Annotated in this window: 20 protein-coding genes and 2 rRNA genes; 8 read left to right on the forward strand and 14 right to left on the reverse strand. The window is 55.4% G+C overall.

The features are described from left to right. Nucleotides 1-294: 294 nt before the first annotated feature. The 5 genes from PK28_RS13105 to PK28_RS13125 all read right to left on the reverse strand — a co-directional run bounded on the left by PK28_RS13105 (nucleotide 295) and on the right by PK28_RS13125 (nucleotide 5,844). Nucleotides 295-1,215: a 1,4-dihydroxy-2-naphthoate polyprenyltransferase gene (locus PK28_RS13105; protein ID WP_044514513.1), complete on the reverse strand. Its 921-nt coding sequence runs from the start codon at nucleotides 1,213-1,215 to the stop codon at nucleotides 295-297. Nucleotides 1,216-1,353: 138 nt separating this feature from the next. Next, complete coding sequence (locus PK28_RS13110; RefSeq protein ID WP_044514516.1) at nucleotides 1,354-1,944, reverse strand: glutathione peroxidase; 591 nt, start codon at nucleotides 1,942-1,944, stop codon at nucleotides 1,354-1,356. A gap of 119 nt (nucleotides 1,945-2,063) precedes the next feature. Continuing rightward, a complete protein-coding gene (locus PK28_RS13115; protein ID WP_044514519.1) occupies nucleotides 2,064-2,645 on the reverse strand; it encodes an LOG family protein in 582 nt (193 codons plus the stop codon). Between the two features lie 69 nt (nucleotides 2,646-2,714). Beyond that, a complete protein-coding gene (argS, locus tag PK28_RS13120) occupies nucleotides 2,715-4,508 on the reverse strand; it encodes an arginine--tRNA ligase (RefSeq protein WP_044514522.1) in 1,794 nt (597 codons plus the stop codon). 361 nt (nucleotides 4,509-4,869) lie between these two features. After that, nucleotides 4,870-5,844 (reverse strand): arginase, encoded by a 975-nt coding sequence (locus PK28_RS13125; protein WP_044514524.1) that lies wholly within the window; start codon nucleotides 5,842-5,844, stop codon nucleotides 4,870-4,872. A gap of 360 nt (nucleotides 5,845-6,204) precedes the next feature. On the opposite strand from PK28_RS13125, the gene PK28_RS13130 reads away from it, so the two are divergent. Further along, nucleotides 6,205-7,605, forward strand: a complete 1,401-nt coding sequence (locus PK28_RS13130; RefSeq protein WP_044514527.1) for a type III PLP-dependent enzyme domain-containing protein — start codon at nucleotides 6,205-6,207, stop codon at nucleotides 7,603-7,605. 91 nt (nucleotides 7,606-7,696) lie between these two features. Further along, nucleotides 7,697-7,849 carry a hypothetical protein gene (locus PK28_RS20480; RefSeq protein ID WP_156126384.1) on the forward strand — a complete coding sequence of 51 codons (153 nt, stop codon included), beginning with the start codon at nucleotides 7,697-7,699 and terminating at the stop codon, nucleotides 7,847-7,849. A gap of 428 nt (nucleotides 7,850-8,277) precedes the next feature. Here the strand turns inward: PK28_RS20480 and PK28_RS13135 are convergent, their stop codons facing one another. Then, the gene (locus tag PK28_RS13135; RefSeq protein ID WP_231576155.1) at nucleotides 8,278-8,814 is read right to left on the reverse strand and encodes a D-glycero-alpha-D-manno-heptose-1,7-bisphosphate 7-phosphatase; all 537 of its coding nucleotides are present in this window, start codon (nucleotides 8,812-8,814) and stop codon (nucleotides 8,278-8,280) included. A gap of 73 nt (nucleotides 8,815-8,887) precedes the next feature. Here PK28_RS13135 and hemG point away from each other — a divergent pair, with 73 nt between their 5' ends. Genes hemG through PK28_RS13150 form a run of 3 tightly spaced genes read left to right on the forward strand, consistent with a single transcriptional unit; the run spans nucleotide 8,888 to nucleotide 12,061 of the window. Beyond that, nucleotides 8,888-10,225 carry a protoporphyrinogen oxidase gene (gene hemG / locus PK28_RS13140; RefSeq protein ID WP_044514529.1) on the forward strand — a complete coding sequence of 446 codons (1,338 nt, stop codon included), beginning with the start codon at nucleotides 8,888-8,890 and terminating at the stop codon, nucleotides 10,223-10,225. Between the two features lie 19 nt (nucleotides 10,226-10,244). Then, entirely contained in the window at nucleotides 10,245-11,036 is a 792-nt protein-coding gene (locus PK28_RS13145; protein ID WP_044514532.1) for a polyprenol monophosphomannose synthase, read from the forward strand. Between the two features lie 56 nt (nucleotides 11,037-11,092). Then, nucleotides 11,093-12,061, forward strand: a complete 969-nt coding sequence (locus PK28_RS13150) for a TerC family protein (RefSeq protein ID WP_044514535.1) — start codon at nucleotides 11,093-11,095, stop codon at nucleotides 12,059-12,061. Between the two features lie 73 nt (nucleotides 12,062-12,134). Here PK28_RS13150 and PK28_RS13155 read toward each other — a convergent pair whose 3' ends face one another. After that, nucleotides 12,135-14,264: a biosynthetic peptidoglycan transglycosylase gene (locus PK28_RS13155; protein ID WP_156126385.1), complete on the reverse strand. Its 2,130-nt coding sequence runs from the start codon at nucleotides 14,262-14,264 to the stop codon at nucleotides 12,135-12,137. 157 nt (nucleotides 14,265-14,421) lie between these two features. Between PK28_RS13155 and purB the strand changes: the two genes are divergently transcribed. The 3 genes from purB (at nucleotide 14,422) to PK28_RS20485 (ending at nucleotide 16,965) form a co-directional block, all read left to right on the forward strand. Then, complete coding sequence (gene purB, locus PK28_RS13160) at nucleotides 14,422-15,786, forward strand: adenylosuccinate lyase (protein WP_044514537.1); 1,365 nt, start codon at nucleotides 14,422-14,424, stop codon at nucleotides 15,784-15,786. A 70-nt stretch (nucleotides 15,787-15,856) separates the two neighbouring features. Next, nucleotides 15,857-16,717, forward strand: coding sequence for a glycosyltransferase family 9 protein (locus PK28_RS20975; protein ID WP_048826023.1), 861 nt, complete (start codon nucleotides 15,857-15,859; stop codon nucleotides 16,715-16,717). Then, nucleotides 16,657-16,965 (forward strand): glycosyltransferase family 9 protein, encoded by a 309-nt coding sequence (locus tag PK28_RS20485; protein ID WP_231576156.1) that lies wholly within the window; start codon nucleotides 16,657-16,659, stop codon nucleotides 16,963-16,965. The genes PK28_RS20975 and PK28_RS20485 overlap by 61 nt, the downstream gene beginning before the upstream one ends. A gap of 6 nt (nucleotides 16,966-16,971) precedes the next feature. On the opposite strand, the gene PK28_RS13170 is transcribed toward PK28_RS20485, so the two are convergent. From PK28_RS13170 to PK28_RS13200, 7 genes are all read right to left on the reverse strand, one after another. Continuing rightward, nucleotides 16,972-18,111, reverse strand: a complete 1,140-nt coding sequence (locus PK28_RS13170) for a glycosyltransferase (RefSeq protein WP_044514539.1) — start codon at nucleotides 18,109-18,111, stop codon at nucleotides 16,972-16,974. Between the two features lie 37 nt (nucleotides 18,112-18,148). Continuing rightward, on the reverse strand, nucleotides 18,149-19,123 hold the full coding sequence (locus PK28_RS13175; RefSeq protein ID WP_231576157.1) for a glycosyltransferase family 2 protein: 975 nt from the start codon (nucleotides 19,121-19,123) through the stop codon (nucleotides 18,149-18,151). Nucleotides 19,124-19,127: 4 nt separating this feature from the next. Continuing rightward, nucleotides 19,128-19,655 (reverse strand): DUF4199 domain-containing protein, encoded by a 528-nt coding sequence (locus PK28_RS13180; protein ID WP_044514545.1) that lies wholly within the window; start codon nucleotides 19,653-19,655, stop codon nucleotides 19,128-19,130. 40 nt (nucleotides 19,656-19,695) lie between these two features. After that, nucleotides 19,696-20,229 carry a DUF4199 domain-containing protein gene (locus PK28_RS20760; protein WP_197070416.1) on the reverse strand — a complete coding sequence of 178 codons (534 nt, stop codon included), beginning with the start codon at nucleotides 20,227-20,229 and terminating at the stop codon, nucleotides 19,696-19,698. A gap of 50 nt (nucleotides 20,230-20,279) precedes the next feature. Beyond that, nucleotides 20,280-22,346, reverse strand: a complete 2,067-nt coding sequence (locus PK28_RS13190) for a BatA domain-containing protein (RefSeq protein ID WP_071885151.1) — start codon at nucleotides 22,344-22,346, stop codon at nucleotides 20,280-20,282. A gap of 436 nt (nucleotides 22,347-22,782) precedes the next feature. Then, nucleotides 22,783-22,894: ribosomal RNA gene (gene rrf / locus PK28_RS13195) — 5S ribosomal RNA — on the reverse strand. A gap of 80 nt (nucleotides 22,895-22,974) precedes the next feature. Further along, nucleotides 22,975-25,881, reverse strand: a 23S ribosomal RNA gene (locus PK28_RS13200). Nucleotides 25,882-25,927: the final 46 nt, after the last annotated feature.

Here is a 25,927-nt window from a genome sequence, read left to right on the forward strand (position 1 = left end):
TCTGTTAGTGGAATGCTACAGGGGGAAAGCCAGGCAGCTACCCGGTAAGGGCAGCAACCAAATTTAACACCCTGTGTGCGGGAAATACAAGTAAAAATCAGCCGATAGCCCCTTGAAAAGGCATTTACACTTACATCACCATTACTTTTTATACACGTAAGGCACAACCCCTATCTACTGTATCAGCCTATTTCGCCGCTTTTATTGCTTTGCTGCCCGCCAGGGTGGGCTGATAAAAAACAATGCCGCGCTGTGGGGCACGGCATTGTTTTTTTGCGACGTAAGCTGTTTCAATTACAGTATCTGCCCCAGCCCAAACAGCAGGGTAAAAGCCAGCGTGCTCATGGCCATTTGCTTTAATAACGGGTCAAGCTGCATCGATTCCTGCCGCAGCCACACCTGGCGGGCATTGAAGAAGAACAGCGGCAGCGAAAGCAGAAATAGCCACTGCCAGGGCGAGTGATACGTGAAAGCCACAAACAACACCGCACAGCTGAATCCCAGCAATAAGAGCAGCCAATGGTAGCGGCGCGCCCGCACCGGGCCCAGCCGCACGGGCACGGTAATTTTGCCGGCCAACTCATCAGAACGGATATCCCGGATGTTATTGACGTTGAGCACCGCGGTGGCAAAGCATCCCAGCGCGGCGGCGGGCAGCAATACGGCCAGCGGCAGGGTGCGCGTATGCAGATAATAAGTGCCGCACACGCCCACCAACCCAAAGAAGATAAATACGGACAAGTCGCCGAGGCCGGCGTAGCCGTAGGGCCTGGAGCCGGCCGTGTAATTCACGGCCGCCCAAATAGCGGACAGCCCCATAACGAAGAAGGCCAGGAATACCCAGGCCCCCGCCGTGCCCAGCGCCACCCACAATAGCGCCACGCCTGCCACCAAAGAGGCTGCGCCAAATACGGCCATGCCGCGCTTCATCTGCTGCGGGGTGATGGTGCCGCTCTGCACGGCCCGCTGCGGGCCTTCGCGGTGCACGCTGTCGGCACCGTTCTGGGAGTCGCCGTAGTCGTTGGCCAGGTTGCTTAGTATTTGGAGCAGAATGGTGGTTAGAGCGGCCAGTGCCAGCACCAGCCAGCTAAAGCTGCCGACGGATTTTGCCAGAAAGCTGCCCATGAAAATGCTGGCCAGCGCCAGCGGCAGGGTGCGCGGCCGGAATGCCGAAACCCAGGCCTGGGCCGGGCTGATAGAAGCAGAAGAGCTCAAAACAAGGAATGTACAGAACAAAAAAAGAACGTCATGCTGAGCGAAGTCGAAGCATCTCGCCTGCAATAGTAATTTAAATTACCTGCGGTAGAGATGCTTCGACTTCGCTCAGCATGACGTTCGAAATTAATCGAAGATCTACTTTAAAATATCGGCCACCAGCTCTTCGCTCATGGGCTTTACTTTGGAAGGGTAGAACTTAAGAACGTGCCCCTGCTCATCTACCAGATATTTGCAGAAATTCCAGGTAGGCGCCTCCCCTACCGCACCGTTCTTCGACTTATCAGCGAGGTACTTGAACAGCGGATCCGTGTCGATGCCCTTCACGGAAACCTTGGAGAAAAGCGGGAAGGTTACGCCGTAGTTCTTCTCGCAGAAGGTGGCAATTTCCTGGTTGGTGCCCGGTTCCTGTCCCCCGAAGTTGTTGGCGGGGAAACCCAGCACGGTTACCCGGTCGCCGTACTTCTTGTTCAGCTCTTCCAGCTCCTTGTACTGGGGCGTGTAGCCGCACTCCGAGGCCGTGTTGACAATGAGCAGCTTCTTGCCTTTGTACTGGCTGAGGCTAACGTCTTTGCCATTGATATCCTTCACCGTGTAATCATACACGGTTCCTTGCGCGGTAGCTTCGGTCATGGTAGCGGGAGCGGTAGTTGCGGTTTTAGACGCAGTAGATGAGGAGAAACCACAGGCGGCCATTCCGCCCAGCACAACTAAGAAAAAAGCTTTCATACGGACAGGAAATTCGGGACAGTTCTACGTGGATGGGAATTGTTCTCTCCGCCAACCAGCAACAGCAAGTTATTGTTTTTTCCAGGGAAAGAACAGGGCTTCTTATGGTTGGGCAAGCATTAGGTACGTGGCACCGTCAGCCATTTCTCCAGGTTGGTGGGCTGGTAGGCCAGCATCTTATCAATCAGGCCGGCGGGCGTATCATCCTGCTGCAGCTGGGCGCGGTTTTCGGGGCGTAAGAAGCCCTCGTCCACCATCTTATCCAGGAACTGCAGCTGGTGGTTGTAGAAGCCCTGCACGTTGAACACGCCGCTGGGCTTCTGGTGCAAACCCAGCTGGCCCCAGGTCAGCACTTCAAACAACTCCTCCAGCGTGCCGAAACCGCCCGGCATAGCAATAAAACCTTCAGCCAGGTCGGCCATCAGCAGCTTCCGCTCGTGCATGCTTTTCACCACGTGCAGCTCCGTGAGGCCCATATGCGCCAGCTCCTTATCGGCCAGGAAATCAGGAATAACGCCAATAGACTTCCCGCCATTCCGGATAACGCTGTCGGCTACGGCGCCCATCAGGCCTACGCGGCCGCCGCCGTACACCAGCGTGATGCCACGCCGCACTAGCTCCTTCCCCATCAGGTCGGCTTGCTGGCGGTAAATTTCATTGAAACCGGAGCTTGCCCCACAGTACACGGCAACGCTTTTCATATCAGTCAGTTTTTGAGAAACAGTATTAAATGAAAACTCCCCGGCTGGCTAGCCGGGGAGTTTTTTGTTTTACATGCGCTCAGGCACCGCAATGCCCAGCAGGCCCATACTGGCCTTAATGGTACGGGCCGTTTGCGCCGACAGCGCCACGCGGAAGGCTTTCTTCACCGGGTCTGACTCCACAAAAATGGGTACCTCGGTGTAGAAGCGGTTGTAGGCCTTGGCAATGTCGTAGGCGTATTGCGCCACCACGGCCGGCGAGAAGTTGCGGGCAGCTTCGGCCACTACCGCGGCGTAGCGGCCCAGCTCCTGCACCATCTCCTGCTCGGTTTCGTGCAGACTGCTGAGTGTGCTCAGATCCGTGCTTTCCGACACGCCCTGCTCCAGGGCCTTGCGGCGGATGGCGGAAATACGGGCGTGCGAGTACTGAATGAACGGCCCCGTGTGCCCTTCCAGGCTCACGGACTCCTCGGGGTTGAAGAGCATGCGTTTCTTGGGGTCCACCTTCAGCAGGTAATACTTCAGAGCGCCCAGGCCCAGCATGTGGTAGAGCTGCTCGGCTTGCTCCTCGGTCAGGCCTTCGGTCTTGCCTTTCTCCAGGGTGGCGGCTTTGGCAGCTTCCACTACTTCGCGCACCAACTCGTCGGCGTCCACTACGGTGCCTTCGCGGCTCTTCATCTTGCCGGAGGGCAGGTCTACCATGCCGTAGCTGAGGTGATGGATGGCCTCGGCGTAGGGCTTGCCCAGCTTGTGCAGCACCGCCTTCAGCACCTGCATGTGGTAGTTCTGCTCGTCGGCAATAACGTACACCGAGAGGTCGTAGTGGTAGTCCTGGTACTTCAGCTCGGCGGTGCCCAGGTCCTGGGTGATGTACACCGAGGTGCCATCGGCACGGAGCAGCAGTTTTTCGTCGAGGCCTTCCTCTTTCAGATCCACCCACACGGAGCCGTCTTCCTTCCTGAAGAATACGCCTTTCTGCAGGCCTTCCTCCACGCGCTCCTTGCCCAGCAGATAAGTTTCGGATTCGTAGTAGTACTGGTCGAAATCAACCCCGATGCTTTTGTAGGTTTCGTCGAAGCCTTCGTACACCCAGCCGTTCATCTGCTTCCAGAGGCGGATAACTTCTTCGTCGCCCTGCTCCCACTGCTGCAGCATGGTTTGCGCCGCCAGCATCAGCGGAGCCTGCTTCTTGGCCACATCAGTAGCCACGCCTTCGGCTTCCAGCTGCTTTATCTCCTCGCGGTAGTGCTTCTCAAACAGCACGTAGTACTTGCCCGCCAGATGGTCGCCCTTGATACCGGCCGATTGCGGGGTTTCGCCGTGCCCAAAGCGCTGGTAAGCCAGCATCGACTTGCAGATGTGGATGCCCCGGTCATTGACCAGGTTGGCTTTAGTAACGGTGGCGCCGGTGGCCTTCAGAATCTCGGCCACGGAGTAGCCCAGGAAGTTGTTGCGCAGGTGGCCCAGGTGCAGGGGCTTGTTGGTGTTGGGCGAGGAATACTCCACCACCACATCCTGCGGGCCGCCAGTGGGTACCGGCGCGCCATCGGGCTGCTGGCGGAGCTGCTCGAACAGGGCCAGCCACTGGGCATCGGCAATTTCCAGGTTCAGAAAGCCTTTCACCACGTTAAAGCCTTTCACCTTGGGCTCATTGGCCACCAGCCACTCGCCCAGCGCCTGCCCAATTTGCTCGGGGCCCTTGCCCAGAGTTTTGGTCAGCGGGAAAGTTACCAGCGTGAACGAGCCGGCAAATTCCTTGCGGGTAGGCTGAATGGTGAGTTGGTCCGGCGCTACCGAAGCCCCAAAGGCTTGCTGAATGGCGGTGCTGAGAGCGGCTTTAATCGACTGTTCGAGTTGTTGCACGGGGTGCGGAATAAAGGAACCGACCCATCGGCTCCGGAGTGGACAGCGTAAGTATGAAGCAACAAAAGTAGCGGAACCCACGCCGGGGACCAACTGGCCAGGCAATGAACCGGCGTGGGAAGCCAGATTATGGACTTTGGTGCTCCCTTAACCGTGTCCTGCTTAATTTTTGAAGAACGTCCTGTCGAGCGCAGTCGAGACAACTCGCTAGTGTGGTACTTACTGCCAGTGCAACGAAGCGGTAGAGATGCTTCGGCCAGCTCAGCATGACAATACTACCACAACATCAGCACGCGAGATGTCTCGACTGCGCTCGACAGGACAGTCTTTTAGAAGCTCGACCGGAAGGGCTTTATCAGCCTTAGCGGCTCGTCACTTCCTCCATGCGGAGGCGATTCTGGATAGCATCGGTAGCGGCTTCCAGAATATCGAAGGCATTGGTGGCCATGGTGTTTTCGGAGTCCAGGGTAGGGTTGATTTCCACCATTTCAAAGCACACCACCCGGTCATTTTCCAGCAGGGCGCGGCACAGGCTAATGGCTTCTTCCACGTTCAGGCCATCTACTACGGGCGTGCCGGTGCCTTTACTGAAGCGTGAATCCAGGGAGTCTACATCAAAACTGATGTACACCATGTCGCAGAAGCGCAGCCGCTCATAGATTTCGCGGGCTATACGACGGGTGCCTTTAGCTTTTACCTCGTCCAGCTTATAGTTTTTGATGCCCAAGCGCTCAATAATGGCGTTTTCCTCAGCCTCCGTATCGCGCACCACCACGTACACCAGGTGGTCGGCAGTGATTTTGGGGCCGGGCTCGCCCAGATCTTTGAGGCGCTTCCAGAAGAACTCGGTTTCCGGCTCAATGACATTGCGCTGGCACTCCAGGTTGTCGTCGCCCAGGCTAATGGCCAGCGGCATGCCATGCATGTTGCCGGAAGGCGTGGTGTAGGGGGAGTGAATATCGGCGTGGGCATCAACCCAGACTACGCCCAGCGTTTTGTGCGGATAAGCCGCTTTAATGCCCGCAATAGTGGCGGCGGCGCTGCTATGGTCGCCGGCCAGCACCAGCGGGAATTCCCCGAAGCGCAGGGTTTGCTCCACCGTGTTGGCAATGCCTTTTTGCACGGTATAAATAGAATCGATGTGCTTAGCCTTCGGAAAGTGGTTTTTGTCGAAGAGCACGTGGTTCAGATCCGGGATGGCCACGGAGTTGAACCGGCGAAAGTAATCGGACCCCTTGTTGAGGCAGGCCACTTTGAGGGCATCTACCCCCAGGCTGGCGCCACGGGTACCGGCTCCCAGTTCGGAGCGTACTTCCAGAAGCTTTATGCGTCGCATATTACATGGGCAGGAAAAGGGTTTAGAGTGGTTTTAATGCTTGCCGATTGAGCGGGTGGGAATTCCTCTCAGGCTTGACGCGCGCGGGCCTTCCGGCGCAACCAACGAACAAAGCACAACCAAAACCCCGCGGGCGGGGTATCTTTGCCCACGCAAGTTCGGCAAAAGCTGTCATGTTAAGAAATAGTCAAGCTGAACATTAATGCTTCCTATTTTTTATCTGTCAGCCGAAGCAGGCGAAAGACTTTTAATGGCTGGTTTTACCACCAGGTATTAACCGCTCCGGCGCGCTAAAGTCCTCCGCTCGCAGGCTGACAGACACCACTTACTCAACGCCTCTTTCCTTCCCTCCTTCCCTGAATGGATACTTATCACGACCTCATCAGCCAGACCTTTGACTGGCCCACCCCCGAGTTTCATGTGGAAAGCAACGAGCTGCGCTTCCACGACATTGACCTGATGGCCCTGATTGAGAAGCACGGCACCCCGCTGCGCCTCACGTATCTGCCCAAAATCAGCAGCCAGATTCAGCGCGCCAAGCAGTGGTTTGCCGACGGCATTGAGAAAACCGGCTACAAAGGCCGCTACTCCTATGCTTACTGCACCAAGGCCTCGCACTTCAGCTTTGTAGTAGAAGAAGCGCTGAAGAATGATGTACACATCGAAACCTCTTCCTGGTTCGATATCAGCATCATCCGGGCCATGCACAAGAAGGGTAAGGTCTCGAAGGATACCTATATTATCTGCAACGGCTTCAAAACGGAAGAATACAAGCGCGAAATCACGGGCCTCATTAATGATGGTTTTGTGAACTGCATGCCTATTCTGGACTCGCCCAACGAGGCCGACTACTACCACGACAACGTGCGCGAAAAGTGCAACGTGGGCATGCGCCTGGCCTCCGATGAGGAGCCGCGCTTCCAGTTCTACACCTCGCGCCTGGGCATCCGCTACGCCGATGCTATTCCGCTGTATGAGCAGAAAATCAAAGACGACCCGCGCTTTGAGCTCACCATGCTGCACTACTTCATCAATACCGGCATCAAGGATACCTCCTATTATTGGTCGGAGTTGAGCCGCTTTGTGCATAAGTACACGGAGCTGCGCAAGGTGTGCCCTACGCTCACTACTATCGATATTGGCGGCGGCCTGCCCATCCAGACCTCGGTGCAGCCGGAGTACGACTATCCTTATATGATTGAGGAAGTGCTGCGCACGGTGCAGCGCATCTGCCAGGAAGAAGGTGTGCCGGAGCCGGATATCTTCACGGAGTTTGGCATTTTCACCGTGGGTGAGTCAGGGGCGGTTATCTATTCTATTCTGGATGAGAAGCTGCAGAATGATAAGGAGCTGTGGTATATGATTGACGGCTCCTTCATCACCAACCTGCCCGATACCTGGGCCCTGAACCAGCGCTTTATTATGCTGGCCGTGAATGGCTGGGAGAAGAAGTACAAGAAAATTCAGCTCGGCGGCCTCACCTGCGACTCGCAGGATTACTACAATGCCGAAAAGCACATATACCAGGTATTCCTGCCCGAGCGTAAACCCGTGGATCAAAAGCCCCTGTACGTGGGCTTTTTCCATACGGGTGCCTACCAGGAAAGCCTTTCCGGCTACGGCGGCGTGAAGCACTGCCTGATTCCGGCTCCTAAAATGGTAATTCTGGACCGCGCCGAGGACGGCACCCTCACCGATTACGTGTTTGCCGAGGAGCAAACCGGCGAGTCGATGATGCGTATTCTGGGCTATACCTCGTAAGCAATTCTGCGGCGGCTGTTGGTACGGCCGCCGCTAAGCTGTACTTTTGGTATCTTCGTTTTCTCCATTTTTCTACTTCTGCCTCTTCGTTATGAAAAAATTACTACTGCTGGCCTCGGTAGCCACGTTGTCCCTGGCTAGCTGCAATAAAAGCAAGTGCCCTGCCTATAGCAGCACGAAAGCTGCCAACCGCGTTTCATCTCCCATTATGGCCAGCACTGCTACCCCCGTTAGCCACCAGTAATTTTTCTATAACTGGAATTTTTAGCCGGTTTCCTGTGTATTCAGGAAACCGGCTTTTTTATTGACTTTTTTAGATAATGAGCCAACTACATACTTGAAAGCAAAATCTTGCGTTACTTTGAGTTAAGAGGCGCTTTCCACGCATATTAAGCCTTTATCCATTCATTCTTTTTTTGCACTTAAGCATGAAAAAAGTTTTGCTATTGACAGTTGTAGGATTAGCGGGGTTGGCGTCATGCAAGACCAAATGCCCGGCTTATTCGGAAGTTAAGCCTGCCACGCAGGTAGCTTCGCCGGTGGCCGCCACCAGCCAGCTTCCTCCTTCAGAGCAGCAATAGCTGCATCTACCCCCATATAAGAGAAGCCGCCTCTCCGTAACCCGGAAGGCGGCTTTACCTTTGTAGCCGGGCCTGTTATGAAAGCTGAATCCTATTGGGCCAGAATCAGGTCAGTAGCAGCTAATAAGTTGGGCGCGGCGCGGGTGTATTCTACCTGCTCGGTGTCGTTAATCAGAATACCCGCCACTCCCACGCGGGCGCCGGCTTCTATATCACGCAGCCTGTCTCCTACCATCCAGCACTGGTCAGGGTCCAGCTGAAACCGGGCCATAGCCTTCTCCAGCATCAGAGAATCCGGCTTTCGCATCAACGATTCCGAAACTGATGGGTGCCCCGGGGCAAAGTAAAAAGCATCTATCAGGTGGCCGCAGGCGTCCTGCAGCTTCTGATGGCAGGCATGTACATCAGCGGCCGTGTACAGGCCCTTCGCAATACCAGCCTGGTTGGTAACTACTACTAAATAGTAGCCCGCCGCTTTCAGCCGCGCCAGGGCCTCAGGTACCCCTGCCAGCACCACAAATTCTTCCGGGCGCCATACGTAGTGGCCTATTTCGGCATTCAGGACTCCGTCGCGGTCCAGGAACACGGCTTTGTTAAGGGTAATAGGCGAAGTTTTCATCTCATTCATTGGGTCAAAACTACTGATTCCTGCGGGGTATGGGCGTAATTTGCGGCCTCCTTCCGAGTCTGTTTTTCTGAATATGCGCATCGCAATCCTGGGTGGCGGTATCACCGGCCTCACCACTGCCTACTACCTGCACCGGGCAGGCATTTCGTTTGATTTGTTTGAGGCCAATGACGACCCGGGCGGTACTATGCGCACCCGCCGCGAAGGCCCTTATCTGGTAGAGCTGGGGCCTAACTCCCTGCTGCTCTCCCCCGAGCTGGAGCAGCTACTACAGGACCTTAACCTCACCTCCCAAATACAGGAACCGGCCGCCACCAGCGCCAACCGCTACGTGCTGCGCGGCGGGCGCTACCGTAAGCTGCCCGGCTCACCCCAGGGGTTGCTGCTGTCTGGTTTTTTCAGCCTGAAAGCCAAACTGGCAATTTTGCAGGAGCTGTTCCGGCCGGCGGGCCCCATAAACCTCCGGGAGACGATTGCCGTCTTTTTTCGCCGCCGCTTCAATCAGGAAATCGTTGATTACGCCGTTAATCCATTTGTATCAGGCATTTATGCCGGCGACCCGGACCAGCTTCTCCTCCAGGCTACCTTTCCCAGGCTGGCCGAGCTGGAGCAGCAGTATGGCTCCGTGCTGCGCGGCCTGGCCAAAACCGGCACCGGCCAGCGCCGCCGTACCATTTCGCTCCGCAATGGCCTGAATACTCTCACCAATGCTCTGGCGGCCCAGCTGGCCGGCCATCTGTTCCTGCACCAGCCCGTGCGGGAAATCACCCGCGACGCCGACGGCCGCTTCCACGTGGACACGCCCAGCGGCGCCTTCTCCGACCGCGCCTACGACCGGGTGATAATAGCCCTGCCCACGGCCGTTACGGCGGATATTCTGGCAAATCTGTTTCCCACGGAGGCGGCGGCCATTCGCCCGGTTTATTACCCCACCATGTGTGCCGTGCATACTGCTTACCGCCGGGCCGATGTGCAGCATCCGCTGCAAGGGTTTGGGGCCCTGCATCCCAAAATAGAGGGCGCCTACGCAGCCGGCAGCATCTGGAGCAGTTCCCTCTTCCCGGACCGCTGCCCCGCCGACGAGGTGTTGTTTACCACGTTTGTGGGCGGAGCTCTTTCCCAGGAAGCGGCCCACGAGCCGGAAACCGAGATGCTGCTGAAAGTACACCAGGAAATGCGCCGGCTATACGGCATCCGGGCCGAGCGGCCCCAGTGGCAGCGGCGCTTTGTGTGGGAACGGGCTATTCCGCAGTTTGATGAGCGCATCCTGCCAGCCCGCGAAGCTGCGGCCCGGCTGGCAACATTTGGGGTAGAGGTGGTGTCTAATTGGCAGGCGGGGGTATCCGTGCCCGACTGCATCCGCTACGCCCGCCAAACCGCCGAAAAGATTTCGGCGGGCAAAACCCGCTGAACTGCTATATTTGACCAATATGAACGACTCGCTCGTTATCATACCGACCTACAACGAGCGGGAAAACGCTGAGCTCATTATTCGCAAAGTGTTTTCGTTGCCCAAGCCATTCGATGTCCTCATCATCGATGATGGCTCGCCCGATGGCACCGCTCAGATTGTGCGCGACCTGCAGACCGAGTTTCCCGGACGTTTGTTTCTGGAGGAGCGCGCCGGCAAGCAGGGCCTGGGCACGGCGTATCTGCACGGTTTTAAATGGGGGCTTAGCCGCGGCTATGCCTACCTGTTTGAGATGGACGCCGACTTCTCGCATAACCCCGAAGACCTGATCCGCCTGTATGAGGCCTGCGCCCAGGAGGGCCAGGATATGGCCATTGGCTCCCGCTACATTCACGGCGTGAACGTGGTAAACTGGCCCATGAACCGGGTGCTTATGTCCTGGTTTGCCTCGGCCTACGTGCGCTTTATTACGGGCATGCCTATTATGGATGCCACGGCCGGCTTCAAGTGCTACACGGCGCAGGTGCTGCGGGTTATTCCGCTGGATCGGATCCGGTTTATCGGCTATGCCTTCCAGATTGAAATGAAGTGGCTGGCCTACAAATATGGCTTCCGCATTCAGGAAGTGCCCATTATCTTCACCGACCGTACCCGGGGCGCGTCTAAAATGAGCAAGGGTATCTTTAAGGAAGCTTTGCTGGGGGTAATTCAAATGAAGGTGAGCAGCTGGTTCCGCCGCTTCGACCGTTACCCCGCGCCCGCCCTCCCCGTTTCGGCTACGGCCGCAACCTCCGCGCCCGAAACACGGTAGGGGCTTTACCCCCTTACCCGAGGGGTTCTCTCTTGTGTGGTTCCTGATGCCGTTGCATGGAAAATACTCCCCTGTTTTGGGTTGCCTTTGTTGCCTTTGTGCTGGCAATGCTCTTGCTCGATCTGCTCGTGTTCAACCGCAAGGCCCACGTAGTAAAAATGCGCGAGGCCCTGGGCTGGAGTGCCTTCTGGATCCTGCTGTCCCTGTCGTTCAACTACCTGGTGCTGCGCACCATGGGCAAGCAGCCGGCCCTGGAGTTTCTCACCGGCTACCTCATTGAAAAGTCGCTGAGCGTCGACAACCTTTTCGTTTTTTTACTCATTTTCAGCTACTTCCGGGTACCGCAGGAATACCAGCACAAAATCCTGTTCTGGGGTATTATTGGGGCGCTGGTGCTGCGGGCCGTCTTTATTCTGGCCGGGGCGGCCCTGCTGGCCAAGTTCCACTTTCTGCTGTATGTGCTGGGGGCTTTTCTGGTCTACACCGGCGTTAAAATGGCCACCTCGGCCGGGGAGCCGGAAATTGACCCCGATGCTAACCCGGTAGTGAAATTTCTCAGCCGCCACCTGCCCATTACCAGCAAGCTGGAGGGCGGCAAGTTTTTCGTGCGCAAGGAAAAGCTGCTGTTCGCCACGCCTCTGTTTGTGGTGCTGGTGATGGTAGAAACTACCGACGTAGTTTTTGCGGCCGATTCCATTCCGGCTATCCTGGCCGTCTCGCGCGACACGTTCATTGTGTTTACCTCTAACGTGTTTGCCCTGCTGGGCCTGCGGGCACTTTATTTTGCGCTGGAAGGCCTCATGCGTCTGTTCCACTACCTGCACTATGGCCTGTCACTAATCCTCATTTTTATCGGGGTGAAGCTGTTGATATCGGAGCTCTACGAGTTGCCCATGGCCATTTCTCTCGGGGTGGTGGGCTTTATTTTATTGATGTCGGTGGTGCTGTCGCTATTGCTGCCCAAGGCCAAGGAAGAATTGCAGCTACCTACGGCCGATGACTCGGCGGATGATTCCAGCCTGTAACCCAAACCATACTTCATAAAAAAGCCCCACTGGCCATGGCCGGTGGGGCTTTTTTATGAAGTATGTACGCTGGCTATTGCTTGGGCGGGGCCGGTGGCTCCGTAGTTTCCGGCACGTTGGTATTCACGCCCTCGTCCTGGCCGCCGCCCAGCAGGTCTATCAGGTTGAGCGGCTCAAATTGCGCCGAGTCGGCGGGCGATACGGTGCGTACGGTGTCCCGCACGGCCCGCACAATATATTTACGGGCCGGGCCATTGAAGTTCAGGTGGTAACCCAGGCCTTCGTAGTCTGCCTGCGAGATGTAGCCTTTGCGGGCCATCAGCTGCGCAATGAGGCGGTGGAAGTAGCGGGCGCTACTCATCATCTCCCCGTACTGATTAAAGCCGTTTTTATAGTACTTGGGCCGTGGAATAATGCTGGCCAGATACAGGCTTTCGGATAAGCTCAGATTAGCCGGCTGCTTGTCGAAATAGAACTGCGCGGCCTCTTTCACCCCATAAATCTTGGGGCCCCATTCAATAATGTTCAGGTACACTTCCATCATCCGTTCTTTGGTGGAGATGTGCGTGTTTTCAATCAGCCACACTATCAGCGCTTCTTCAATCTTACGCGTCACGGTTTTCTGACGGGTCAGAAACACGTTTTTCACCAGCTGCATAGAAAGCGTACTGCCGCCCCGGGCAAAACGCTTCTCCTTAATATTCTGAATAATGGACTTCACAAAAGCCTTTTCCATAAAGCCTTTGTGCGTGAAGAAACGCGGGTCTTCTGCCGTCAGAATAGCATATTTCAGGGTAGGTGCTACCTGATTGAAAGGCACAAACTTGGGATTGGGCGGGCCTACCTGGAAGGTCTTAATGGAGTCGCCTTTATCATTGTAGGCGGTGTACCAAAAAGGCGTATTCAGCTTGCTCAGGTCTTCGCGGCCAAAGCGCGTAATCCGGAAGTTTTTGCCTTTCAGCGAGGAATTGAACTTGAGGCTGTCCAGCTTATTCATGTCCAGATCTGCGCTGAGACGGTAAGTCAAGGTGCCTTCGCCCTGCATGCCTTCCAGGGTGCTGAACATGCCTTCCGGCAAGGCATTGAAAAAGTCGTTGGCGGGTGTTTCGCCGGACTCAATCAGGGCTTTCACCTGCAGGCCGGCCAGCATCTCATCCCGCGACTTCACGCCATTGCTTTCCCCAATTACCCGCTTGTTGCGGGGCAGCTTACGCACGCTCAGCTGGGGGAAAACTTCCATCTGGTTCAGGGTTACTTTAGTGCCTTTTTCCAGCGCGGCGTAGGCTTTACCCAGCGTGGCTACATAATCAATGCCGGCGCGGGGGAAGCGCACATCGTGGTCGGCCAGCTTGGGGTGGTGCACCACAAAGTTGCGCGCCCAGGCCGTGCCTTTTACCGTCAGCTCATCATTGTTCAGGTCTTTGCCCGTGAGGCTCACGCGCACGGTATCAAACTGAACCCGGGCTCCGTAGCGGCGCTGCACGTAGGGCATCACCACCGGGCGCCCATCCAAGCCATATACATTGGCCGTGAGGGAATAATCACCGGGCTCTACGTGGCCCTGCAGGCCAAAACGGTTCACCACGGAGTCGATATCCGCCGTCAGCTGGCCCTGCAGGTCTCCGTCTTCAATAGCGAAGCGCGGCATAGTGATGGTTGCCGTATGCTCCGGGCTGCGGTAGGTCACCAGAAAGCTGCGGAAGTCGGCTTCGCCGGGAATATTGTCGAAAACCGTTTCCAGCAGCTGGTTTACCATCAGGCCATAGTTAGCGCCCTGCGTGGTATCCCGCTTCACGGTGGTCTTCTGTTTTTTGAAGAGGAAGGAGTAGTTATCCGCCGTAGCGGTTTTGTGCGCCGTGAGGCGGGCGCTGTCAATCTGCAGGCCGCTAAACACGGGGCGCCGGGCAAACAGTGACTTCAAGCTGATAGAAGCGTTGATGCGACGGGCCTGCAGCAGCGTATCAGGGCGGGCCGTGGGCACCAGGCTCACGCCATCAATCTGCACGGTATTCAGGTCCACAAACCGGGCTGGGCCCAGGGCCAGCGTAACGGGGTACTTGGCTTCCACCTTGGCTTTTACCTGCCGCAGCGCATACTGCAACAGCTCCTGGCGCTTGAGAAGAAATATACCCAAAGCCAATGCTAACAGCACCACCAGGCTACCCAGGGCAATGGCTATTCTTTTTTTCGTAGTTGAAGTCACGCGCAAACATGAGGAGAGAAGTTGCGACCGGGCTAGCCAGATTCATGCCGAACCCGGTGCCGCTCGGAGGACAAAGGTAGTGAAAAGCATTGCGTGCCCTGTCGGGCAGAGCGGGCATTCCTTACCTTTGGCCTACCGGTCCAACTTCTCTATACGCATGTCTGCCTCAACCGATACGACTTCTTTCTCCGCTCTCACCGCCGTTTCGCCGCTGGATGGGCGCTATCGTCGCCAAACAGCGCCGCTGGCCGCCTTCTTTTCTGAGCTGGCCCTGATTCGCTACCGGGTGCTGGTGGAAGTGGAGTACTTTATTGCGCTGCGCCAGCTACCGCTGCCCCAGCTGGAGTCGATTTCCGAGGAAGTTATCGGGGCCCTGCGCCAGATCTACCTTGATTTTTCGGCTGAGGATGCCGAGGCCGTAAAAGCCCACGAAAAGGTAACTAACCACGATGTGAAGGCTGTGGAATACTTCCTGCGGGATAAATTCTCGTCACTGGGCCTACAGCAATACGTGGAGTTCATTCACTTCGGCCTCACTTCCCAGGACATCAACAACACCGCCATTCCGCTCAGCCTGCAGCACGCCGTAGTGAAGGTGCTGCTGCCCGCTTACGCCAACGTCCGCAACCAGCTGGCTGACCGGGCTACCTCCTGGGCCACCGTGCCTATGCTGGCGCGCACCCACGGGCAGCCGGCTTCCCCTACCCGCCTGGGTAAGGAAGTACAGGTATTTGTAGCCCGCCTGGATGCCCAGGTAGATCTACTGGCCCAGGTGCCCTTCGCGGCCAAGTTTGGTGGTGCCACCGGCAATTTCAACGCCCACCACGTAGCTTACCCCAACATCGACTGGCATGCGTTTGGGCAGCATTTCGTGCAGGACCGGCTGGGCCTGCACCGCTCCTTCCCCACCACCCAGATTGAGCACTACGACCACCTAGCCGCCCTCTGCGACGGCCTGAAGCGCCTCAACACCATTCTTATTGATTTGGCGCGGGACGTGTGGCAATACATTTCCATGGGTTATTTCCGCCAGACCATTAAAGCCGGCGAAGTGGGCTCCTCGGCTATGCCGCACAAGGTGAACCCCATCGATTTTGAAAATGCGGAAGGCAACCTGGGTCTGGCCAATGCCGTGCTGGAGCACCTGGCGGCCAAGCTGCCCATCAGCCGCCTGCAGCGCGACCTGACCGATTCCACCGTGCTGCGTAACCTAGGTGTGCCGCTGGGCCATACGCTTATTGCCCTCACGGCTCTGCAGCGCGGCCTGGATAAACTGGCGCTGGACGAGGAAGCCCTCCGCCGCGACCTGGAAGCCAACTGGCCGGTAGTGGCCGAGGCCATCCAGACCATTCTGCGTCGCGAAAACTACCCTGACCCTTATAACGCCCTTAAGGCCCTCACGCGCACGCACGGCCCCATCACGCAGCAAACTATCAGCGAGTTTATCGGCACGCTGAATGTGAGTGATGCGGTGAAAGCGGAGCTGCGCGCTATTACGCCGCTGAACTACGTGGGCATCTAGCCCCCTGGTAAAAGTCGGCTTCCCTCCCTTTGATAAGTAGGGCTTCCTTTCAGCCCAAAATACTCTCCCAATGCCCGAGCTTAACGGCATCACCGTTCATCCCGACTGCCGCCATTTTCGCGGTGATATTCCCTGCCGCCCGAATAAAGAACACGGCTATCAGTGCGGCAGCTGCCCCGTGTACGCGCCCGTGCTGCAGCGCATTCTGATTATCAAGCTGGGGGCCATTGGGGACGTTATCCGGACCACGCCCCTGCTGCGGCGGCTGCGGCAGGAATATCCGGCGGCCAAAATCACTTGGCTCACGCTCACGCCGGCCATTCTGCCCCAGGGAGAAATTGATGAGGTGCTGAAGCTGGAGCTGACCTCCGTCCTGCATCTGCAGGCGCGGGAGTTTGATATTCTATTTAACCTCGACAAAGACAAAGAGGCCTGCGCCCTGCACGACTCTATCCGAGCTACACAGAAATTTGGGTACACGCTGCACCCTAATGGCGTGGCCTGGCCCGGCAATACGCTGGCCAACCATAAGTTCCTCACCGGCGTGTTTGATGAGCTCAGCCAACAGAATCAGAAGCCCTACGTGCAGGAGATTTTTGAGCTGTGCGGCTACGAATTCCGGGGCGAAGAATATGTATTCGACAACCACCAGGACAAAGGCTACGATTGGTCGGCGCTGCCCACGGGCAAGCCCCGCATCGGCCTGAACACCGGCTGCGGCGACCGGTGGACCACGCGCCTGTGGTCAGATGAGAAATGGGTGACGCTGATAACCCACTTGCAGCAGGCTGGCTACGCCCCGGTGCTGCTGGGGGCACTGCCGAAGATGCGCGCAACCGGCGCTTACAGGCTACTACCGGCGCTACTTACATGGGCACATTCCCACTGGAGCAGTTCATCAACCTCATGCAACAGATGGACCTCATTGTAACGCAGGTGACCATGGCCATGCACATCAGCATAGCCCTGCAGAAGCCTACGGTGCTCATGAACAACATCTTCAACCCCTACGAATTCGACCTCTATGGCCGCGGCCAGCTGGTGCAGCCTGACCGCAAGTGCGTCTGTTTCTACCGGGGAACGTGTAAGCTGGGCACCAGCTGCATGGAGGACTTACCGGCGGACAAGGTGTTTGAAGCGGTGAGGGCGAGCTTGCCGGCCGGAAAAGCCATCAGCTGATAGCCTTCAGCCAACAGCTCTGACTTCTGCCACGTCTTTCAGGGCGTGCACCATCTCGCTCCAGGAGAACTGCTTTTTCCGCTCCCAAACTCCCGTGGTAAACTCGGCCTCGCGCTGGTTTTCGTAAAAATCTACCAGCGCATCGGCAATGGCTTTGGGCGTGGGCTTTACCACGTAGCCCACTTCGCCGTTGGGAATCAGCTCGGCCAGGCCGCCCACGTCCGTTACCAGCATGGGCCGCTCAAAGTGATAGGCAATCTGCGAGACACCGCTTTGGGTGGCGTTTTTGTAGGGCTGCACCACCATATCGGCCGCGCAGAAGTAGTCTACCACCTTCTCATTGGGAATGAAATCAGTGGCGCGCACGAGGCGGCTGGCCAGGTTATGTTTCTGAATGAGTTCTTCGTAGGGTGCGGAGTCCTCGTAGAACTCGCCGGCTATTATCAGCTTCACTGGCAGGCGCGCCAGCCGCTCATCGGCAAAAGCTTCCAGCAATATATCCAGCCCCTTGTAAGCGCGGATAAACCCAAAAAACAGCAGATAGCCAAACTTGTCATCCAGCCCCAACGCCCGTAGCGCTTCGGCTTTGGATTTCAGGGGGCCGAAGTTATCATAGAGCGGATGCGGCTGGTAGCGGGCGGGCTGCTTGAAATGCAGCAGGCGCAAATCGGCCAGCACGGCCCGCGACATGGTGACAAAGCCGTGACAGGCGGAGAGGAAGTACCGCGTGAGGGGCCGGTCGCCGGGGCGCTTTTCGTGGGGAATTACGTTGTCGGTAATGGCCACAATGCGCGTGTACCGGTTGCGGCGGATGCGGCGGGCAATGAACCCCAGCGCGGGCCCCATAAAGGGCAGCCAGAACCGAAAAATCACCAGATCCGGCTTTTCCCGGCGCAGCTTCTCGCCTACCCGCAGCCAGGAAAGCGGGTTTACGGAGTTAATGCTGACATCAATATCCAGGTCGGCGGGGCCCGCCTCGGTGCTAAACTGCGTTTGGCCGGGAAACAGAAAGTTGGGGTACTGCAGGGAAAACGTTACCAGCCGCACCTCGTCGCCGGCCTCGCGGAAAGCCCGCGCCAGGCGCTCATTGTAGGTGGCCAAACCACCCCGCAACGGATAGGCAGGACCGATGATAACGACTCTCATAAGCACACCCTCAGGTCAATAAATTACCCTGGCTTAGCTATTCCAGATTCAGTTTATCCCGCACCAGATACTGGTTCTTACGGGGGCCGTTTAGCTGCACCATTTCGGCCAGAAACCCACCCACAAACACCTGCACGCCGACAATAACGGCGGCCAGAGCCAGAAAAAACAGAGGCTGATCCGTGACGTCGCGGGCTTTCAGGTTCTGGGATGCCAGGTACACCTTCTCCCCCACCAGCCAGAGCGTAATCAGAATACCCGTTAAGAACGAAAGCATGCCCACCGTCCCAAAGAAGTGCATGGGCCGCTTCCGGAACCGGCTCACAAAGGTGATGCTGAGCAAATCCAGGAAGCCGTAGACAAACCGCTCCAGGCCAAACTTGGTGACGCCGTATTTGCGCTCCTGGTGCTGCACCACCTTCTCGCCAATGCGCCGGAAACCGGCCCATTTGGCAATTACCGGAATGTAGCGGTGCATCTCCCCGTACACTTCAATAGCCTTCACCACGCGGTAGTTGTAGGCTTTCAGTCCGCAGTTAAAGTCGTGCAGCTGAATGCCGGAAATCCAGCGCGTAACGCCGTTAAAGAGCTTAGTGGGAATGGTTTTGCTGGGCGGGTCGAAGCGTTTTTTCTTCCAGCCGCTTACCAGGTCGTACCCATCGTGGGTAATCATCTGGTACAGGTCGGGCAGCTCTTCCGGCGAGTCCTGCAGGTCGGCGTCCATGGTGCATACTACGCGGCCTACGGCAGCTTTAAAGCCCACATTCAGGGCCGCCGACTTACCGTAGTTCCGGTTGAAGCGAATGCCGCGCAAGTGAATGTCATCCTGCGACAGGTCCTCGATTACCTCCCAGGAGGCATCGGTAGAGCCATCATCTATCAGAATAACTTCATAGGTGAGCCCATGCATGGAAAGCACGCGGTGAATCCACCGCGTGAGTTCCGGCAATGACTCGGCTTCGTTGAGCAGGGGAATAACAATAGACAGCTCAACGGGGAAATGCTGCGGCAAACGCTTACTCAAACTCGGGACGGGTATTTTTAGTGATGGCAGAAATAATCAGGGAAAGAATCAGCCCAATAACCACGGCACTCACAATGGCTATGGCCAATCCCATGGGGCCACCGCTGAATTTCTGCGACATGGCAACGGCTTGATCGATCTGCTCGTCGCTCAGGTTGCCTTGTGCTTCTAGCTTGGTGCGGGCTAAGTCCATGCCGCGCTGCATAGCAGCGGGGTCAATAAACTCCATGTAGATGTAGCGGAAAATAGCGCCCATTATGCCAGATACCAGCGAGAGAACTATGCCAATGGTCAGGCCCTGGCCGTAGGACATAAAGCCTTCGTTGTTGGCTTTGAAATACTTATGCGCCATCCAGATACCACCAATCCAAATTACAAAGGCCAGAAGCCCCAGTGGCGTGTTTCCTTCCTGATGGGCAACCAGCAGAATGAAGGAGTAGATGATGGACACCAGGCCCGTTAATACGCCATAGCGAATACCAACGGAAGCAGGGGTAACGGTAGTAGCAGTGTTTTCCATAAGATGGTTTTGGTGAGGAGAGAAAGAAAGGAATGCGCACTTATTTCCGGAAGAAAACGGCTCCCGGCAATACAAACAATACTCCTAATATCAACTTTTTGTAAAACTCATCCAGGGCCAGCTCACTGGGCTGGGGGTTATGCTGCAAAGCTTTTTCTTCCAAGGCAAAGCGCCTGGCACCATCCCGCTGCTTTAGATAAATACCCTTCCCGGCTTGCAAAATAGCGCGCATTTCAGCCCCATTTTTTTCAATCAACTCCGGCCCGGCTGAGCGGGCGAAACCATACAGCCCTACTGCGGAAATACCAGATGCTAATACTACGGTTATAATACCCGTTAAAACCGCCCGCACCAGCCCAGGGCCGTTAGGCTGGAAATAACGCCGCACATACCACTGGCACAGTACGGCGGCAAAAGGCAGCAACACCGTAGACATCAGCCGTTTAGGCCCGTACGGATTATGCCCGGCTACATACAGATATAACAACCAAAGCAGAGACAGCAACCCTACGCCTACGCCAAAAAGCAGGGCGGTACGCAGAATGCGCTGGGAAAAAGAAAGCGTAGTGGACACGGGCAAATACGGAAAGCGGAAAGATAGAGGCTTTTCCGCAAATACGGCATCTAGGCTACGGATACAGGCTGCACAGCAGCTTCCTTTGGTTTGCCCCAAAAGCGTAATAGCAACACCTCCAAGAGCAGAGAGGCCAAGGCAGCTGCCAGGCAATATTGCCACAGAGGCGTACCCACCCGCTGTGCCTTGTACTGCGCCGCTACCGACTGCCCCTCGTTTACATCGTATAAATGTATATTCGGATGCGTAGTTCCTATCAGCTGCCGCAGTTCTTCCACGGAGTAGCTGGCCAGTTCCGATTCGCGCTTATCCTGATTGAAAGCCAGCGTAGTAACCGGCCGGCCCTGTTGGGTAAGAGTATAAAAGCCAGGCGTCTTCATGCCGGCCGGCACTGTCAGCACCAGTTCACCCGCTTGTACACGCTGCGTGGGAATAAACGTATTACTATCCTGCTGCAGCTTGAATATGGCCTTATCTGCTATATTCGTTCTTGACGCAGTCGGAACCGGCAGCGTCACACTTCCCTGCGTTAGCCGATAGGCCGGTAATTGGGTAGCCTGATAGCTCTGCATTGCCAGCCGATACATCACCGGCACAAATAAAGCATGGCTGCTAAAGTCAGAGAAACCTCCCTGCAGCGGTGCCGCCAGTACGTATACTTTGCCTGCTCCACTTGGAAATTCCGCCAGGTAACCATCCCCGTCCCGCATTTTAAGAATATCCTGCCCGGAACGAGCCCAACGCAGTACCGGCGCTGCCTTCGGCATGCTGCCCGGGCGGCTCTGCTTGGCAAACACCTCCCGAAAAAACGGATTCTGCTGATTTGGCGCGGCTAGCTCCCGTTGAACAGGTGTTCCCGCTGAACCCGAGTTCCACTGAATGAAGCCAACACCCAGCTCGCGAAACAAACGGTCATAAGAAGCCCGAGCCTTAACGTCTGCCGAAGGGATAATCAACACACTACCACCTTGCGAAACATTGCGCTTAAGGGCTGCCACCAATCCGCTGGGAACCTGCGTCAGCTCCTGCACCACCGTCAAATTGCCACCAGCAACTGCCTGATAGTTAATTCTATCGGAGGAGGAAAAAGAGTAATCAAAGAGCGGTTCATTGCCATATACCTGTTGGGTCGGCGTTTGCCTAGCAGCTATATCGACAATACGAATCCGGGTAGAAGGCTGTAGCGTGAAGTAATATGTATTGTCGAAGGAAATAGGCTCGTCATCTAACTGAATTCTGCACTGCTGTATATCCGTAGTTTTAAGTCGAACCCGAACTGTGCTAATGACCATACCCGCAGCCGGTATATCAGCCTGATACGCACTAACCTGCTGCTGCCCAATGAATACTTTTACCTGGACACCCACCGCACCTTCACTCCCTCCATTTCTCAGTCGGATTTTGATAGGAATATCAACGCCTGTCCGAACGAAGGCATCCTCCAGAATGACACTATCTACATAAACATTAGCTGATGCCTGATGCCGAATGGGAACCAGATATACCTGCTGAGTAGAATCAACTGAAGCCAGGAAATTCGGTGCTAAAGAAGACTTCTGAAAATCGGAGAAAAGAAATAGTTGCTTATAAGCCGAATGTCCTCGCCGGGTTTGATTTATAGCCGTTGTTAAACCTAAGTTGTGACCCGAAATAGCCAACTTCTCAATCTGCTCCTTATATGAAGTTGGACTAAGAGGCTGAGAATTTACAGAAGGAAGATAAAACTGAGCAGTTGGCGACAAAGCCGAAGTCAAACTACTACCAAGTTCAACTGCTTTATCCAATAAAAGCGCATCCCCGATGGTGTGCGCCTGCATGCTAGGGGAAGTATCTACTAAAACACCAATAGAGGTAGAATCTATGGTCACCCTTTCAGGGGCTGGAATAAAAGGTTGGCAGAATAGTAGAACCAGAAAAAATAAAAAACTAAGCCTGGCCAGAAGGACCAAGAGATGCCGAAGCTTTCGTTGTCGCGCAGAAATAAGCTTTACTTCCCGAATGAAGCTAACATTGGTAAAAGCAATACGTTGAACCCGCCGAAGTTCAAAGAAATGTATAGCTATAGGAATGGCTAACGAAAGCAGACCTATTAAAAACCAAGGATATACTAAAGCCATAAGAATCGAATCTTAGGGTAAAGAGAGACACAAATTAGGGCTGAGCTTCCCGTTGTTAGAAGCACCCTAGTACCATTAACTTTGGAGGGTAACAACGAAACAAAGCTCAATACAAATACAAAGGAATGAAGTAAATACATTCTGGACTACCTAAACCCAAAGTACATTAATATAGGTAAGCCTTGAAGTAACATAACCCTTGTAGTCTTAAACTAAAGCGCCCACGAAAACGAAGGTCCGTGGGCGCTTTATATTTTGGCCATAGCTTGCTGCATAGCTCATTGGCCTTTGGGTCTCCAAGAACAATAGCTGAAAAGGGAAGAGTTGACAAAGACGCCGGGCGCTTTCCTGGTGGCCGGGCGCGGGCACGGAGAAGTGGTAAAACGACGATACCCCTCCCGCAGCACAAAGTCGCAGGAGGGGTATCGAAAAATAAGGTTGGCGGCGACCTACTCTCCCGCCGGTGAAGGCAGTACCATGGGCGCTACGGGGCTTAACTGCTCTGTTCGGAATGGGAAGAGGTGAACACCCGTGCTAAAGCCACCATTAAGGTGTCAGTAATACGTGAAACGCAAACTGTCAAATCGTTGACGCAGGTAACGGGTAAGAAAAAGGAGTTGAGCTTACTGACAAGAAGCGTTCGAGTCATTAGTACACCTCGGCTGTGCTATTTCTAGCTTTAGACCTAGTGCCTATCAACGTGGTCATCTACCACGACTCTTAGTATGGGATATCTCATCTTGAGGTGAGTTTCGCACTTAGATGCTTTCAGCGCTTATCTCATCCCAGCGTAGCTACCCGGCGCTGCAGCTGGCGCCACAACCGGTGCACTAGCGGCTGGTCCATCCCGGTCCTCTCGTACTAAGGACAGGTCCTCTCAAATATCCAACGCCCACCACAGATAGGGACCGAACTGTCTCACGACGTTCTGAACCCAGCTCGCGTGCCACTTTAATCGGCGAACAGCCGAACCCTTGGGACCTTCTCCAGCCCCAGGACGTGACGAGCCGACATCGAGGTGCCAAACCTCCCCGTCGATATGAGCTCTTGGGGGAGATCAGCCTGTTATCCCCGGCGTACCTTTTATCCTTTGAGCGATGGCCCTTCCATGCGGAACCACCGGATCACTATATCCGTCTTTCGACCCTGCTCGGCTTGTAGGCCTCACAGTCAAGCCCGCTTCTGCTATTGCGCTCTGCGTACGGTTACCAAGCGTACTGAGCGGACCTTTGAAAGCCTCCGATACTTTTTTGGAGGCGACCACCCCAGTCAAACTACCCAGCAGACACTGTCTCCCTTTCAAGATTAGGCACCAAGCAACACAAGGGTGGTATTTCAACGTTGGCTCCCCCACGGCTGGCGCCGCGGGCTCATAGCCTCCCACCTATCCTACACATGTGTTACCCAGCGTCAATGTCAACCTATAGTAAAGGTGCACGGGGTCTTTCCGTCCCGTGGCGGGTACTCGGCATCTTCACCGAGACTACAATTTCACCGAGCTCATGGCTGAGACAGCGCCCAGATCGTTACACCATTCGTGCAGGTCGGAACTTACCCGACAAGGAATTTCGCTACCTTAGGACCGTTATAGTTACGGCCGCCGTTTACCGGGGCTTCGATTCAAACCTTCGCCTTGCGACTAAGTTCCCCTCTTAACCTTCCGGCACCGGGCAGGTGTCAGGCCTTATACTTCCGCTTGCGCGTTCGCAAAGCCATGTGTTTTTGTTAAACAGTCGCCTGGGCCTTTTCACTGCGGCTTCTTGCATTGCTGCAAGGAAGCGTCCCTTCTCCCGAAGTTACAGGACCATTTTGCCGAGTTCCTTGGCCATGATTCACTCGAGCGCCTCAGGATTCTCTCCTTGACTACCTGTGTCGGTTTGCGGTACGGGTTATCGAGCAGTAAACGCTTAGCAGGTTTTCTTGGCAGTCTGATTAGGTACACTATCCCCGTGGCCGAAGCCGTGGGGTACTATCATGTTTCAGCTAGGTCAGCGGATTTGCCTACTGTCCTAATACCTACGCACTTTAACGGGCACTTCCGTCCGCCCGCGGTACTTTCACTTCTGCGTCACTGCATCACTCTACTCAATAAGTGCTGGAATATCAACCAGCTGTCCATCGGTGTTCGCCCTTCGGCTTACCCTTAGGTCCCGACTAACCCTGCTCCGATTAGCGTTGAGCAGGAAACCTTAGTCTATCGGCGGGCAGGTTTCTCACCTGCCTTATCGTTACTCATGCCTACATTTGCTTTTCTAGCCGCTCCAGCACCCCTGACAGGATACCTTCACCGCTGCTAGAATGCTCCCCTACCACTCATACATAGTATGAATCCATCGCTTCGGTACCGGACTTGATGCCCGCGTATTATCGATGCCCTGTCGCTCGACCAGTGAGCTGTTACGCACTCTTTAAATGAATGGCTGCTTCCAAGCCAACATCCTGGCTGTCAAAGCAACTGGACCTCCTTTGTTCAACTTAGTCCGAATTTAGGGACCTTAGCGGATGGTCTGGGTTCTTTCCCTCTCGGCCTGGGACCTTAGCACCCCAAGCCTCACTGCCGAGTATATTTCCAGGCATTCGGAGTTCGTCAGGATTCGGTAGGCTGTGACACCCCCTAGTCCTATCGGTAGCTCTACCTCCTGGAAACTTCACCTCGACGCTGTACCTAAATACATTTCGGGGAGTACGAGCTATTTCTCAGTTTGATTGGCCTTTCACCCCTACCCACAGGTCATCCAAATCCTTTTCAACGGAAACTGGTTCGGGCCTCCAGTTGGTTTTACCCAACCTTCACCCTGCCCATGGGTAGATCACAAAGTTTCGCGTCTACCCCCTCTGACTCTGCGCCCTATTCAGACTCGCTTTCGCTGCGGCTCCATGCGTCCACGCATTTAACCTTGCCAGAGAGGAGTAACTCGTAGGCTCATTATGCAAAAGGCACGCCGTCACCCCACTAAAGGGCTCCGACCGCTTGTAAGCACACGGTTTCAGGTTCTTTTCACTCCGGTATTCCCGGTTCTTTTCACCTTTCCCTCACGGTACTAGTTCACTATCGGTCTCTCAGGAGTATGTAGCCTTAGCGGATGGTACCGCTGGATTCAGACGGGATTTCTCTGGTCCCGCCCTACTCAGGAATCCACTACCGTACCTAATCAGGTCGCTTACCGGGCTCTCACCGTCTATGGCCGACTTTCCCACGTCGTTCAGCTAAGATTAGATAATCAGATGTTGTGGTCCTACAACCCCACGGTGGCCGTAACCACCCTGGTTTGGGCTAGTCCCCGTTCGCTCGCCACTACTTGGGGAATCATTAGTTATTTTCTTTTCCTCCGGGTACTTAGATGTTTCAGTTCCCCGGGTTTGCCCTTGGTGCTAAATGCACGAAGTCTTACAGCTTCACTGTAAGGGGTTGCCCCATTCGGAAATGCCAGGATCAATTGGTATGTGCCCATCCCCTGGCCTTATCGCAGCTTATCACGTCCTTCATCGCCTCTGAGAGCCTAGGCATCCCCCGTGTGCCCTTGCTTACTTCTTGTAGCTCTCTATTGCTAGAGAGGGCTCGGGTGACTAACCATAGGTTA

Origin of the sequence: Hymenobacter sp. DG25B (genome assembly GCF_000801315.1) — a bacterium.
In the GTDB taxonomy this organism is placed as follows: Bacteria; Bacteroidota; Bacteroidia; order Cytophagales; family Hymenobacteraceae; genus Hymenobacter.